10 protein-coding genes and 1 riboswitch are annotated in these 14784 nt (G+C 40.1%); of the genes, 7 read left to right on the top strand and 3 right to left on the bottom strand.

Translation table 11 applies throughout. The features are described from left to right. Positions 1-3: 3 nt before the first annotated feature. The 4 genes from glcT to ptsP all read left to right on the top strand — a co-directional run bounded on the left by glcT (position 4) and on the right by ptsP (position 5609). Positions 4-870 (top strand): glucose PTS transporter transcription antiterminator GlcT, encoded by an 867-nt coding sequence (gene glcT, locus PQ460_RS06285; RefSeq protein ID WP_273613317.1) that lies wholly within the window; start codon positions 4-6, stop codon positions 868-870. 304 nt (positions 871-1174) lie between these two features. Beyond that, complete coding sequence (gene ptsG / locus PQ460_RS06290; RefSeq protein WP_274172879.1) at positions 1175-3232, top strand: glucose-specific PTS transporter subunit IIBC; 2058 nt, start codon at positions 1175-1177, stop codon at positions 3230-3232. 396 nt (positions 3233-3628) lie between these two features. After that, on the top strand, positions 3629-3904 hold the full coding sequence (locus tag PQ460_RS06295; protein ID WP_069329214.1) for an HPr family phosphocarrier protein: 276 nt from the start codon (positions 3629-3631) through the stop codon (positions 3902-3904). After that, positions 3897-5609, top strand: a complete 1713-nt coding sequence (gene ptsP / locus PQ460_RS06300; protein ID WP_274172081.1) for a phosphoenolpyruvate--protein phosphotransferase — start codon at positions 3897-3899, stop codon at positions 5607-5609. Before PQ460_RS06295 ends, ptsP begins: the two co-directional genes overlap by 8 nt. Before the next feature lie 323 nt (positions 5610-5932). On the opposite strand, the gene gcvPB is transcribed toward ptsP, so the two are convergent. From gcvPB to gcvT, 3 genes are read right to left on the bottom strand one after another with little or no spacing between them, the layout of a single operon-like run. Continuing rightward, positions 5933-7441 (bottom strand): aminomethyl-transferring glycine dehydrogenase subunit GcvPB, encoded by a 1509-nt coding sequence (gene gcvPB / locus PQ460_RS06305; RefSeq protein WP_274172082.1) that lies wholly within the window; start codon positions 7439-7441, stop codon positions 5933-5935. Then, on the bottom strand, positions 7438-8793 hold the full coding sequence (gene gcvPA / locus PQ460_RS06310) for an aminomethyl-transferring glycine dehydrogenase subunit GcvPA (RefSeq protein ID WP_274172083.1): 1356 nt from the start codon (positions 8791-8793) through the stop codon (positions 7438-7440). The genes gcvPB and gcvPA overlap by 4 nt, the downstream gene beginning before the upstream one ends. Positions 8794-8837: 44 nt before the next feature. Further along, positions 8838-9956 (bottom strand): glycine cleavage system aminomethyltransferase GcvT, encoded by a 1119-nt coding sequence (gene gcvT / locus PQ460_RS06315; RefSeq protein ID WP_274172880.1) that lies wholly within the window; start codon positions 9954-9956, stop codon positions 8838-8840. 289 nt (positions 9957-10245) lie between these two features. Continuing rightward, positions 10246-10343: riboswitch (glycine riboswitch) on the bottom strand. A gap of 178 nt (positions 10344-10521) precedes the next feature. Between gcvT and gcvH the strand changes: the two genes are divergently transcribed. The 3 genes from gcvH (at position 10522) to PQ460_RS06330 (ending at position 14779) form a co-directional block, all read left to right on the top strand. Continuing rightward, positions 10522-10914, top strand: coding sequence for a glycine cleavage system protein GcvH (gene gcvH, locus PQ460_RS06320; RefSeq protein ID WP_273613311.1), 393 nt, complete (start codon positions 10522-10524; stop codon positions 10912-10914). A gap of 273 nt (positions 10915-11187) precedes the next feature. Next, positions 11188-13620 carry a helix-turn-helix domain-containing protein gene (locus PQ460_RS06325; protein ID WP_274172084.1) on the top strand — a complete coding sequence of 811 codons (2433 nt, stop codon included), beginning with the start codon at positions 11188-11190 and terminating at the stop codon, positions 13618-13620. 259 nt (positions 13621-13879) lie between these two features. Further along, complete coding sequence (locus PQ460_RS06330; RefSeq protein WP_274172881.1) at positions 13880-14779, top strand: ABC transporter permease; 900 nt, start codon at positions 13880-13882, stop codon at positions 14777-14779. The last annotated feature ends 5 nt before the right edge of the window (positions 14780-14784 follow it).

A 14784-nucleotide genomic window follows, 5' to 3' on the forward strand; every position in this document is an offset into this window, starting at 1 on the left:
AATGTGAGCAGCCTACTTGTGGCTAAAGTGCTGAATAATAACGTTATTATTGCTGATCATCCTCAGTATGAAGAAGTTGTGGTGATCGGTAAAGGAATCGGTTTTAACCGTAAAGCGCGTGATGTGATTCCTTTGGATGTTGTCGAGAAGATGTTTATTTTAACCAATGAGCAAGAACAGGAACAATACAAGCAACTCGCAGTTCAGATCGATGAGCGTATTATCGAAGTCATTAACGAAATTATTTATTATATTAATTCTGAAAGTAAGACTCCACTTAATGAACATATTCATATTGCTTTAACCGATCATATTGCATTTGCAATTAAGCGTGCTGAGCAAGGGATGACGATTCAGAATCCTTTTCTATATGAGACGCGAGAAATGTATCCGTTAGAATATAAATTAGCTGCTCATGCGTTAGAAATAATTCATGACAAGCTAGGTGTAGCTTTAGAAGAAGATGAGATTGGTTTTGTAGCACTGCATATTTATAGTGCACTAACCGATCAACATATCACAGCGATCAAAGCCGATTCTCGTTTGATTGCCGATATGGTCAAAGTTATCGAAGATAGTCTCAAAATTTCGATTACAGGAGATACGCTGGATTATTCGCGGTTGCTTACTCATTTGCGATTCGCTATCGAACGTATCCGTAGAGGTGAGAAAGTAGCCGCTACTCATCGCTTAGAAGAAATGCTCAAAATGGAATATCCCGAAGTGTATTCGTTATCATGGAAATTAACAAAGATGATGGAAAAACGATTACGCCGACCAGTCTATAAAGCAGAAGTAAGCTACCTGACCATGCATTTACAACGGTTTGTCGAGAAGCGTGAAGAAGAAGAGGAAAGTACGCAAGAATAGATTCAAAATTCATTTAACCTTTTTTATTGAAAAGGCTTGCAGATTTAAAAAGTGGGTGCTATAATTCAGAACGTAATCAACAAATGAATAGCGGATTTTTTAACGTGTTACTGATTCGATCAGGCATGAGTTAACAAAGTATTTGATGTAAGGCTGTAAGCACACAGGGGTAGTCTATCCTTATGTACCGAGATCCTTATCCTATCAGATGCGTTGTTCACTCGTGCCTTTTTTTGTGGCTTTCCGCTTTAATTTGTTGAAGCAACAATATACTATTTATACTATTCGAGGGGAAGTGGCGGTATTGTTTAGACGTCTGTTTGGCGTTTTGCAAAAAGTAGGTAGAGCATTGATGCTTCCAGTGGCAATCTTGCCAGCAGCAGGTTTGTTGCTTGGTTTTGGTAACATGCTAGTTAACCCTGACTTTTTGCAGTATATTCCTGCATTAAATGCACACTGGGTTCAAATTACTGCAACAGTAATGATGAACTCCGGACAAATTGTTTTTGATAACTTATCTCTACTCTTTGCCGTCGGGGTAGCCGTCGGTCTTGCAGGAGGAGAAGGGGTAGCCGGGCTCGCAGCCATTATCGGTTATCTGATCATGAACGTAACAATGGGTACAGTTATGGGCGTTACAGCTGATATGGTCGGTAAAGGCGACTTCTCAGTAGCTTCTGTACTTGGTATTCCTACCTTACAAACAGGCGTATTCGGCGGTATTATCGTCGGTATTCTAGCCGCAACGATGTACAAACGTTTCTTCCGTATTGAATTGCCTTCATATCTTGGATTCTTTGCAGGTAAACGTTTTGTACCAATTATGACTGCTATTACTTCGTTGATTTTGGGTCTGGTAATGGTTCTTGTATGGCCTCCAATTCAATCATTCTTGAACACTGTTTCTCACAGTATGGTTGAATCGAACCCAACATTAACTGCATTTATTTTCGGTGTGATTGAACGTTCATTGATTCCTTTCGGTCTACATCACATTTTCTACTCACCATTCTGGTATGAATTTGGTGAATATGTAAATAAAGCAGGACAATATGTACGTGGTGACCAAAAAATCTTTATGGCGCAACTTCGTGATGGTGTTCCATTTACAGCAGGTACATTTATGACTGGTAAATTCCCGTTCATGATGTTCGGTCTTCCAGCTGCTGCACTTGCGATCTACCATGAATCCAAACCACAACACAAAAAATACGTTGCAGGTATTATGGGTTCCGCAGCATTGACTTCGTTCTTAACAGGTATTACTGAACCGCTTGAATTCTCATTCTTGTTCGTAGCACCAGTATTGTTCGGTATTCATGCAATCTTCGCTGGTCTTTCTTTCATGACTATGCAAATTCTAGGCGTTAAAATTGGTATGACCTTCTCAGGTGGTCTGATTGACTTTATCCTGTTCGGCGTTATTCCTAACCGTACTGCATGGTGGGATGTTATTATCGTCGGTCTAGTACTAGCAGTTATCTACTACTTCGGATTCCGCTTTGCAATCCGCAAATTCAACTTGAAAACACCAGGTCGTGAAGATACGCCGGCAGGTGATGATAGTGAAGTAGGTAGTGGTGGTAATAGCAAAGACGAATTGCCACATAATATTCTTGAAGCATTTGGTGGACAAGAAAATATTTCAAGTCTAGATGCTTGTATTACTCGTCTACGTATTCAAGTTAAAGAACCTAAAAATGTAAATAAAGATCGTTTGAAATCTTTAGGCGCTTCCGGTGTCCTAGAAGTGGGTAATAATGTGCAGGCGATTTTCGGAACACGTTCTGATACGATCAAATCACAAATGCAAGATATTATTGCAGGACGTACTCCACGCCCAACACCAGTTACAGTAGACTCTGTTCCAGCAGAAGGAACAGCAGAGAATCAAGTAAACATTTTGGCAGAAGAAGTAATCGTAGCTCCTGCTGATGGTGAATTGATGGATATTAGTGAAGTACCAGATCCTGTATTTTCACAAAAAATGACAGGTGATGGATTCGCTGTATTACCAACAAACGGAACGATCTGTTCACCGGTTAATGGTAAAGTATTTAACGTATTCCCTAGTAAACATGCGATCGGTATTATGTCTGAAGCCGGTAAAGAAATTCTTGTGCATGTAGGCGTAAATACAGTTAAATTGAAAGGTCAAGGTTTCACTGTATTGGTTGCAGAAGGCGATGATGTTATGGCTGGACAACCAATCCTTGAAGTGGATCTGGAGTATGTAAAAGCTAATGCACCATCGATCATCACTCCGATCATTTTCTCTAACTTACCAGAAGGTGCTACAGTAACATTGCACAAAACAGGTAATGTGAAAACAGGAGAAGGCAATATCGTTACAATCAAGTAATGTTATTCATTTCGACTTTTGCAATGAATCTCAAAAGAATATAAAATAACAAACTATACGTACTTGTAAGTTAGAGTGCGATAAGGGTCAACACGATGTTTGCTACAGCAATAATCTATCCTTATTGTCTTTAACTTACAAAATGCTTATAGTTTTGTTATTAAGCTGCATTGTAAGCAAGACTTAGAAAATGATTTATTTTTTCTAAAAACACCATGAATTTGCAGGATATTGCTGAATAATGTTAGCGATTGCTGAAAAAAGTCGAAAATAATTGTTTTGAGACGTGCATCATGCTTTATAATGCTGTACAATATAAGGGATGATCTAGTTATTAGTTAGTTATGATTTATTTTTACTATCCTACTATGATGAAGAAAGCGAGTGAATTTTATAATGGAAAAAACATTCAAAATCGTTGACGAAGATGGTATCCACGCACGCCCAGCAACAGCATTGGTAACAGCTGCTAACAAATTTGCTTCTACAGAATCTTTTGCAGAAGCTAAAGGTAAAAAAGTAACTTTGAAATCAATCCTTGGAGTATTGTCTCTAGGTCTTGAGCAAGGTGACGTTATCGTTCTTTCTACACAAGGTGCAGAAGAAGATGCAGCATTGAAAGCTTTGACTGACGTTATGGTGAATGAAGGGCTAGGCGAAATCAATGGCTAATATTTTGGGAATCGCGGCGTCTTCGGGCATCGCCATTGCCAAAGCATTCCGTCTAGAACATCCTGAATACGAGATTACCAAACGCTCGATTAGCGATACAGATGCGGAATTGGCTAAACTTGAGTCAGCGCTGGAAATTTCCAAAACTGAACTTGAGGCGATCAAAGAACGTACGTTACAAGAAATGGGCGCTAAAAAAGCAGAGATTTTCGAATCACATTTGTTGATTCTGAACGATCCTGAATTGATTAGCCCTGTAAAAGATAAAATTTCTATGGAAATGGTTAATGCTGAGTTCGCACTAAATGAAGTTGCTGCTCAATTCGTAACCATGTTTGAAAATATGAAGAGCACTTATCTTCAAGAACGCGCTGCGGATATGAGAGATGTAAGCAAGCGTATCTTGAATCACTTGATGGGTGTAAACTTCCAAAGTCCTGCTGAGATTCGTGAAGAAGTGGTTATTATTGCAGAAGATTTGACTCCTTCGGATACAGCTCAATTGGATCGTAATTTTGTTAAAGGCTTCACTACAAATATTGGCGGACGTACTTCTCACTCCGCAATTATGGCTCGCTCGTTGGAAATTCCAGCAGTAGTCGGTACAAAAGAAGTGATGGAAGTTATTCAAAATGGGGATATCGTTATCGTTGATGGTCTTGAAGGTAATGTTATCGTTAACCCTGATGAAGCAACTCTTGCTGAGTACCGTGCCAAAGGCGCAGCGTATGAAGCTCAAGTTACTGAATGGCGCAAATTGCGTGATGAAGTAACAGTTTCCAAAGATGGTGTACATGTTGAATTGGCTGCTAATATTGGTACGCCAAACGATGTGGCTGGTGTATTGGATAATGGCGGCGAAGGCGTAGGTCTATACCGTACAGAATTCTTATACATGGGTCGCGATGAATTGCCTTCTGAAGATGTGCAATTCAATGCGTACAAAACGGTTTTGGAAAAAATGGCGGGTAAACCGGTTGTTGTTCGTACATTAGATATTGGTGGCGACAAAGAACTACCTTACCTTGTTCTTCCAAAAGAAATGAATCCATTCCTTGGATTCCGTGCAATTCGTCTTTGCCTAGATCGTCAAGACATTTTCCGTACTCAACTACGTGCATTGCTTAGAGCAAGTGTATATGGTGACCTACGTATTATGTTCCCGATGATCGCAACATTGATGGAATTCCGCGAAGCAAAAGCAGTATTGTTAGAAGAAAAAGAAAAACTGGTTGCTGAAGGTGTTGCTGTTTCTGAGAACATCCAACTTGGCATCATGGTTGAAATTCCTTCTACAGCAGTACTTGCTGACCAATTTGCTAAAGAAGTGGACTTCTTCAGTATCGGTACAAACGATTTGATCCAATACACAATGGCAGCAGATCGTATGAATGAACGGGTATCTTACCTGTATCAACCATACAATCCTTCTATCTTGCGTTTGGTTAAAATGGTTATCGATGCAGCTCACAAAGAAGGTAAATGGACAGGCATGTGTGGTGAAATGGCTGGCGACGCTACAGCAATTCCATTGCTACTGGGTCTAGGTCTGGATGAGTTCAGTATGAGCGCAAGCTCTATTCTTCCAGCACGTAGCCAATTAGCTAAATTGTCTAAAGCAGATATGCAAGAATTAGCTGCTAAAGCTTTGGATATGCAAACAGCTGAACAAGTGGTTGAACTGGTACAAGCAATCCACGCTTAATATTTTCTTCCGTTACGTGCTTGATATCATAAGCACTAATAAGTTTTCCCAACATTTACTTTTAGCTGGTTTCTCTTTATAGAGAAATCAGCTTTTTTTATGACTATAGAATAAATTTTATTGCTGTAAAATAATGTATAGTTCTTTTAGAATAAATAAAATGCAATAGATGGATCGAAAAAAGACTCTGCTATAATCAGCAAAGTCTTTTTTTGATATTGTAGATTTGAGCTATGATCGTATTCATAAATAGAATTGAAAGTGATCAACTAGCAATATCTATAAGTGATTCATACAATCATAAAATAAAATCTGAATTGAATTTAGTTACAAGCACAGTTCAATACTGGTTTACGAGCTGCTGTCGTTTCATCCAAACGTCTGACTGCTGTTCCATAAGGAGCATTCAGTAGCAATTCTGGATTGTCTTTCGCTTCGCCAGCGATCTGAATCATCGTATCGATAAAAGCATCCAGTGTTTCTTTACTTTCGGTTTCGGTAGGTTCGATCATAATACATTCTTCTACATTTAGCGGGAAGTAGACAGTAGGTGGATGGTACCCGAAATCGAGTAATCGTTTGGCAACATCCAGTGTACGAATACCGTACTGTTTAAGCCCTTTACCAGACATCACGAATTCATGCTTACATACGCTTGTATAAGGCATTTCATAATGATCTTTAAGACGGTGCATCATATAGTTCGCATTCAGCACAGCACATTCAGATACTCTACGTAGACCTTCTGGGCCATAGCTACGAATATACGTATACGCACGTACTAGAATCCCAAAGTTACCATAGTATGCTTTGACACGACCGATCGAATCAGGCGAACCGCTACGAAGAGTAAATGTACCATCTTCTAATTTTTCGACTACAGGTTCAGGTAAGAAAGGAAGCAATCTGCTTTTCACCCCTACAGGACCTGCACCAGGACCTCCACCACCATGCGGTGTACTCATTGTTTTGTGTAAATTCAAATGAACCACATCGAAGCCCATATCACCTGGACGAGTAATTCCCATAATCGCATTGGAGTTGGCACCATCATAATATAGTAATCCACCAGCTTCGTGGACGATTTGAGCCACTTCACTGATTTGCTTTTCAAAAAGACCGAGTGTATTCGGGTTCGTCAACATGAGAGCAGCAGTATCCGATCCAACAGCAGCACGAAGTGCATCAAGATCGACCAAACCTTCTGGAGTAGAAGGAATCGTAATCGTCTGGAATCCGGCCACTGTTGCGCTCGCAGGATTCGTACCATGCGAAGAATCAGGCACGATCACTTTGGTACGATGCTCGCCACGTTTTTCATGATACGCACGAATCATCATCAGACCTGTCCATTCTCCATGAGCACCAGCAGCAGGTTGTAGAGTCACAGCATCCATACCTGTTAAAGCAGCAAGGTCTTTTTGCAATGTATGCATCAGTTCAAGTGCACCTTGAATACTTTGTTCTGGTTGATACGGATGAATTTTGGCAAATCCAGCATATCGCGCTACATCTTCATTGACTTTAGGATTGTATTTCATCGTACAAGAACCCAGTGGATAGAATCCGTTATCGACGCCAAAGTTACGACGGGACAATTCGGTATAATGACGAATTACATCGACTTCATATACTTCAGGTAAAGCAGGTTCTTCTTGACGAAGCATTTCCTGCGGAATCAATTGAGATACGTCGACCCGAGGAACATCACAATCTGGTAAAGAATAACCGATTCGACCCGGTTGACTCAATTCAAAAATCAAAGCTTTTTCAGTAACAACAGCGCCTTGTACAGAAGTAACGGTCTCATGGACTACAGTTTCGTTTGTCATAGGATTGCCTCCAGTTCAGTTGCCAATAGATCTATCTCTGCTTTGGTACGTTTCTCTGTGACTGCGAATAAGATATGACCGGACAATTCAGGGTAAGACAAGCTTAGATCATAACCACCAATCATGCCTTTGGCTAACAATTGAGTATTGATATCAGCGACCGAAGTGCCTTCTGGTAAGGCAAGCACGAACTCATTGAAAAAAGGAGATTGGAACGCTAATGTTACATTAGGAATCGCAGATAGTGTTTGCGCAGCATAATGTGCTTTTTGCAAATTCAGATCAGCGACATCCACCATACCTTGTCTACCCATCACAGATAGATACACCGATGCACATAGCGCAAGCAATGCTTGATTAGAACAAATATTCGAAGTCGCTTTGTCACGACGGATATGTTGCTCACGAGTCTGCAATGTTAATACAAAACCACGTTTACCATCGATATCTTTGGTCTGTCCAACAATACGTCCTGGCATACGGCGCATTAACGGTTGAGCAACAGCGAAGAATCCACAAGTAGGGCCACCTAATGACATCGAGATTCCGAGTGGCTGTGCATCACCAACAACGATATCAGCTCCAAGCTTACCAGGAGATTCAAGTAGTCCAAGTGAAATTGGATTCGTACTTACTACTAGCAAAGCACCTTTGGCATGCGCTAGATCAGCCGCTGCTTGAATCGCTTCAATACCGCCAAAAAAGTTAGGGGATTGAACAAGCACTACAGCTGTCTGTTCATCGATCGCTTCAGCAAGAACTTGAATATCGGTAACTCCATCTCCATAAGGAACTTCCACTACATCCAGATTCAAGCCACGAGCATAACTGCGTACAACACCGCGGGACTCGGGATGAATCGTCGAAAGAGCAATAATCTTTTTGCGTCCTGTAGCAGATGCTGCAAGAGAAGCCGCTTCAGCGAGAGCAGTTGCACCATCATACATACTGGCATTGGCAACAGCCATTCCTGTTAATTCACAAATATAAGATTGAAATTCAAAAATCGCTTGTAGTTCACCCTGACTGATCTCTGGTTGATATGGAGTATAAGCTGTATAAAATTCAGAGCGAGAAATCACATGATTGATCACAGAAGGCAAATGATGATCATATAAGCCTGCACCAAGAAAACTGGTATACCGATCTGTATCTGCATTTTGACCCGCAAGACTGGACATATGACGAGTAAGGGTATACTCATCTAGCATTTCAGACATCGGCATTGTACCTTGATAACGAAGGGATGCCGGAATATCTGTAAATAAATCCTCTATCGAAGAAGCGCCCACCACCTCTAACATTTCAGCTTCATTCTGTGGGGTCATGGGAATATAACGATGCGATTTCATAAAGGTAGACTCCTTTGGGGCAACATATCAGTCGCCTTGTGATTTTATTTAGTGACAGCAGATGCTCGTTTGTAGAAAGGAGCTTTGATCACTTCAGCTTTGAGCATTTTACCGCGAATCTCAAGTTCTATCGGTGTTCCTAGAGCAGCACTATCAGCTTCAATTAAAGCAAGTCCAAGGTTACGCTTGAGTGTAGGAGATTGAGTTCCTGTAGTCACTTCGCCGATTTGTCGGCCATCCCGATATACTGGATAGTGAGGACGAGGAATACCACGATCAATCATTTCGACACCAACCAATTTACGAGCTAATCCTTTTTCTTTTTGCGACACTAGAGCATCTTTACCTGTAAAGTTTTCTTTGTCTAATTTGACAAAGTAACCAAGTCCAGCTTCCAGTGGAGAAATATCTGCGGACAGTTCTTGACCATACAGTGGCAGGCGAGCTTCAAAGCGAAGTGTATCACGCGCGCCAAGTCCACAAGGGATCAAGCCAAGTGGTTCTCCAACTTGTAGCAGTTGTTCCCAGATCACCGGAGCATCTGTAGCAGATACATACAATTCATATCCATCTTCACCGGTGTAACCTGTACGAGAAATTAGCGCATGAACACCAAAGATTTCAGCTTTGTCGATAAAAGAAAATCCTGCTAGTTCAGCATAACGATCGCTTTGCGTAGCCGCTTGCAAAATAGCAACCGCTTTAGGACCTTGCAGAGCAATTAATGCTGTTTGTTCTGAAATATTTTCAAGTGTGACATGAGCAGGTAAAGACTGCTTCATCCAATCGATATCTTTATCAATATTCGAAGCATTGATCACAAGCATGTAATGTTCTTCGCCTAGACGGTATACAAGTAGATCATCGACTACACCGCCTGTTGGGTAGCACATCAGTGTGTATTGAGCTTGTCCATCTTGCAAACGAGAAGCATCGTTAGTTAATAATTGCTGTAGATAAGCAAGTGAACCTTCACCTGAAATGATCACTTCACCCATATGAGAAACATCGAATAACCCTGCTTGTTCACGTACAGCTTCATGTTCTTTTTGAATTCCTGTAAATTGAACAGGCAATTCCCAACCGCCAAAGTCGATACAACGTGGTGAACCGGATTGAGCATAAAGAGGGAAAATAGGCGTACGTTTCAATTCTGTTGTCATCATCGTCACCTCATCAAATTAGTATTGTGGCGAAAAAGTAAGATTTTCAATATGTTGCGAAATAGACAAAAGGTCACAACACCTTAAAAGCTCAACAAAAAAAGACAGAGAGAAAAGGAAATAAGCAGGTCGTATACCTGAACTATTTCTTTTTCTCCCTGTCCTTGATACCTGAGAGTTACCTTGCACTTCTAAATACGTCAGAAGCAACAAGTTTCCCCTTGGGTGATTGGGCGTAATCATTCGGATATCGTCGGTGACCGAATAATGCCAATTCTCTCCAGAGCTGCGTCCGGTACAGGTCCCTTTTACCTGAGAGATTCACCATTACTGGCTTACTCCTTCGGCGCTGTCATGATTCTGAACAGTCTCTCCCTGTACTTTCATTCGCTACATATGATGTTATGTATTTCCGAACATTAAGTATTGAAACAGCAATGAATGTATGTATATTATATTAATACTTGATTCAAAAAGCAATGTCAAGAGTATTGACAGTATAATCTGCCTTGCTATACGCTTGTGTGCATGAAGACATTACAACCATGAACCGGAGGAATGAACAATGAGTGAGATTAAAGATCAATTGCTGTACAGTGCAGAACATGAATGGGTAGAACGCATTAGTGATGATACTGTTCGTATCGGGATTACTGATTTTGCTCAACATCAGCTAGGAGATATCGTGTTTGTTGAATTGCCACAATCAGGTGCAGAAGTTGCTTCTGAAGCTGTGATTGGTACGATTGAATCGGTTAAAACCGTATCTGATCTTTTTAGCCCGGTTACAGGAACAATTACTAATTTCAATCCTGAATTAGAAACAGAACCTGAACTGGTGAACTCTGATCCTTACGGACGTGGCTGGATGGTAGAAGTGAAAGTTAGTGGTAATCTGGATGAAGCTTTATCCAGTCTATTAAGTGCAGAAGCATATGCTGAACATGCACAAGACTAAGTTCTAAAAAAAGTGAATACATACAAAATAAGTAGAAATCATCTAGTTATTTGTATTGTAACAAGCTTAAGACTGAAAGCCTAGCAGGCGATCAGTCTTTTTTTGGTATATATGGATGTTTTGTAATTTTAGGTTGGAGGAATCTGCATAATACGATAGAATGATTAAATAAAGCAGAAATAGAATTTTTTTACATAGATTCAATAGTACCATCTTGTACGAAATGTGCACTGCACTTCTATATAGGGATGACTACATCTGGAGGGGAGATTGTTGTCAAAATATCTATATCGTTTATTTTTGATTATGGTGATATTGGGCTCACTGCCTGTACTGGTTATCGGAATATTTTCGTATACATTAGCAGCCGGTGATGTGGAACAAAAAGTACAGGATGGGAATGCACAGTTATTAAATGAGACTCAATTACGTGTAGATCAGGTGCTCAAAACGTTGCAGTTATCGGCAGTACAATATGTTAATTCTCCATTAGTGACTGAAACAATGAAACAGCCGTTACAGTCAGGAGACTTTGAAAAGATACGAAATTTAACAACAGGCTTTAATAATTTGCAAACGATTACATCACTGGATCAAATACGGTTAATTAACTTTGAACACAATTGGGTGGTATCGGGAACATCATTTAGCCAGGTGTCTGATGCAGACGATCAAGCTGTGCTTCGCTCTTATCGACACAATCGAAATAGCATGTTCTGGGTAACAGATACTTCTATCGCTAATAACGGATATACGTCAAATATAGATATGATGACTGAAAATGAATTAACCTCGATCTCTTCCGAAAAGAAAACCAAAGTAGTCAGTATGGTGTTCAAAATTCCATTATTGCCTTCAACCGGTGAACCACGTGGACTGTTAGTTTTAGATATTGCTAATGATGAGATTGATAACTGGGTCACCAGCAGTACTCGTCTTGGACAAATCTATGTATTTGATCAATATCAACAAGAATTTCTAGATAGTGGTCAGAATACGCAATATCCAGGCTTGCAGAATGAAGTGTTTAAACATGTGGAACAAGGGGAACGACAAGGATTTTTTAATTGGAAAAGTGAAGGCAAAGAAGTAGGTGTAACTTATTCTTCGTCCACATTAAATGGATGGGTGTATGTATCTGTGGTATCAATAGGACAGATTACGTCCCAGACACGAAAAATAGCGATTTTGACAATTAGTGTCTGTGTAGCGATGTTGTTATTAACGGCTTTATTAGCTTTTCTTAGCAGTCGGCGTATGTATTCCCCTGTCTCCAAATTAATGCAGTTGTTGGGAGCAGGAGATTCAGCAGATTATCAGGCAGGACTGAACGCAGAGCAACCGTCTACAACGATCAGGCAGCTACGGTTTCCATTTGGAAAAAGCAATTCACTCACTGGATATGACAAAAAGTCTGTGAAGCGAAGAGATGAATTTGCGTATATTGGTGAACAAGTAGAGCGGATGCGCTTAACAGGAAAAGAGCTTGAAGAGCAGATTCGAGAGCAAATCCCGCAGTTACGTGAATTATCGGTTATCAAGCTGATTAGCGGACAGATTCCAGCTAATGAATTTGAACGTCGTCGCCAAATCTATGGATTCCCTAAACCTGTGCATTCTATGGCGGTATTGGTATTACAGATTGATACAGTGCAAGGAACACGTTATGAAGAGACGGATCGTGAACTGCTTCTATTTGCTATTAATAATATGGTGTCTGAATTGATTTCGGCAGAGCATCGATTTAGCCCTGTATTGATAGAACAATCTCAAGTCAGTATTCTGGTAGAACCTCTAGATAATGAAGATGCGACCTTATGGTATCATGCTCAAGCAGAACGGGTGCGTACACAGGTTCAAGACTATTTGTCGTTATCGGTAAGTATCGGGATTAGTCGTCCTTTTGAACATTATCAAGGTGCTCCTGATGCGTATGGAGAAGGATTAGAAGCGCTCAAGCAACGAATGAGTCTGGGGAACAAATTAATTATCCATTTTGAAGATATCGATCATAGTACTTCTATGGAAGTGGCTGTGTATACTCAGCTCAAGCAGTTAGAAGATCGGGTGATTCAATCGCTCCAAAATGGAGATTACGAGCAGACACCTCTTTATTTTGATGAGTATATTACTCATGTGATGGAAAAAGAAATTCATTTTCGCGATTATCCGGTGTTGTTGACTCAATTAGCGGCTCGTGTCTATGAGATTGTGCAACAAAAAGGTGGAACTGTAAATAGTGTATTAGGCAAAAAAGCATCGCTTCATAAATTGCTAGAATTGCAGATGGTAGAAGAAATCAGGCAGTGGTTTACACACTCATTATTTGAGCCGTTACAGCAGTTTTTGCAAAGTCAGGCAGAGTCACAATATATGAATATCGCCGATCAGATGATCCAGATGATTCATCAGCGGTATGAGCAAGATTTGTCATTAGAAATGTGTGCAGAACAGCTTAATTTCCATCCCGTGTATCTGAGTCGTGTATTCAAAAAAGAAACAGGGATTAAGTTCAGTGATTATGTAGCTGAATATCGAATGAATCAGGCGAAGAAGTGGTTAGAAACGACAGACTGGCGAATTGCCGATATTGCAGAAAAATTAAGCTATAGTAACACGACCGCATTTATTCGTACTTTCCGCAAAATCGTCGGCACTACACCTGGTAAATATCGAGAAGAACATCGCAGTCGGAAGTTAATATAAGAATATTATAGTTGAATCTAGCATATATAGAGGTTGAAAAAAGGTTATTCTTTCTCGAAAAAAAGAAGCTAAAACCCTGATACAGCAAGGATTAGCTTCTTTTTTTACATATAAAGCTAAAATTGGATGATAGCCTGTTATCCTTCTGGAAGCGACAATAAGTCTATACAAATGTTAACGCTTTCAAGGAGGGTGAAGGATGGAAGCCAAATCAGTCAAATCATCTACACGTATACGTACAAAAGAAAGCCAAGCGAATATGTCATGGAGGGAATTTTACAAAAATCGTTGGTTATACATTATGTTGTTACCCGGGATTATTTATTTTGTCATATTCAAGTATGTACCGATGTACGGCATTGTAATGGCATTTCAAGATTATGTTCCGTACCGTGGAATATGGGAAAGTAACTGGGTAGGATTCAAGCACTTTGAACGCTTTTTCAGTGAACCGCAGTTTTGGATGTTATTTCGTAATACATTGATTCTGGCGTTATACAATATTATTTTCTTTTTCCCTTTACCTATTATTGTATCGTTGATGTTAAATGAAGTCGTGACAGAACGATTTAAACGTTTTGTGCAAACATTAATCTATGTACCGCATTTTGTCTCATGGGTTGTTGTTGTCGGTGTATTTTATATGATCTTTACGACAGAAGGCGGAATTTTAAACGAATTGATCTTTGCGATAACCGGTCAAAAAATAGCGTTTTTACTTGAGCCGGGTTGGTTCCGTACGATGATTATTTCGCAATCGATCTGGAAAGAAGTCGGTTGGGGAACGATTATTTTTCTAGCGGCGTTGTCAGGTGTAGATACTCAATTGTATGAAGCTGCGCGAATGGATGGAGCAAGCCGTTGGAGACAGTTGTGGCATATTACTTTGCCTGCTATCCGCAGTACGATCATCATTTTACTTATTTTGCGTCTGGGTACTTTTTTGGATACCGGATTCGAACAAATTTTCTTAATGTTGACTTCCACAAATCGGGATGTGGGTGAAGTCTTTGATACGTATGTGTATGTAAAAGGAATGACGCAAGCGCAGTATAGCTATAGTGCTGCTGTTGGATTGTTCAAATCAGTGATTGGCTTGCTGTTAGTGGTCGGAGCGAATCAGTTAGCGAAAAAATGTGGAGAAGAAGGTATCTATTGATTTAT

The sequence above is a fragment of the Paenibacillus sp. KACC 21273 genome (genome assembly GCF_028736095.1).
Lineage (GTDB): Bacteria > Bacillota > Bacilli > Paenibacillales > Paenibacillaceae > Saccharibacillus > Saccharibacillus kyungheensis.

Excerpts from the sequence above, each read along its gene's own strand:
- gcvT (WP_274172880.1), bottom strand. The coding sequence starts at position 9,956 with ATGACAACAGAATTGAAACGTACGCCTATTTTCCCTCTTTATGCTCAA.
- gcvH (WP_273613311.1), top strand. The coding sequence starts at position 10,522 with ATGAGTGAGATTAAAGATCAATTGCTGTACAGTGCAGAACATGAATGG.
- gcvPA (WP_274172083.1), bottom strand. The coding sequence starts at position 8,793 with ATGAAATCGCATCGTTATATTCCCATGACCCCACAGAATGAAGCTGAA.
- gcvPB (WP_274172082.1), bottom strand. The coding sequence starts at position 7,441 with ATGACAAACGAAACTGTAGTCCATGAGACCGTTACTTCTGTACAAGGC.
- PQ460_RS06295 (WP_069329214.1), top strand. The coding sequence starts at position 3,629 with ATGGAAAAAACATTCAAAATCGTTGACGAAGATGGTATCCACGCACGC.
- PQ460_RS06330 (WP_274172881.1), top strand. The coding sequence starts at position 13,880 with ATGTCATGGAGGGAATTTTACAAAAATCGTTGGTTATACATTATGTTG.
- ptsP (WP_274172081.1), top strand. The coding sequence starts at position 3,897 with ATGGCTAATATTTTGGGAATCGCGGCGTCTTCGGGCATCGCCATTGCC.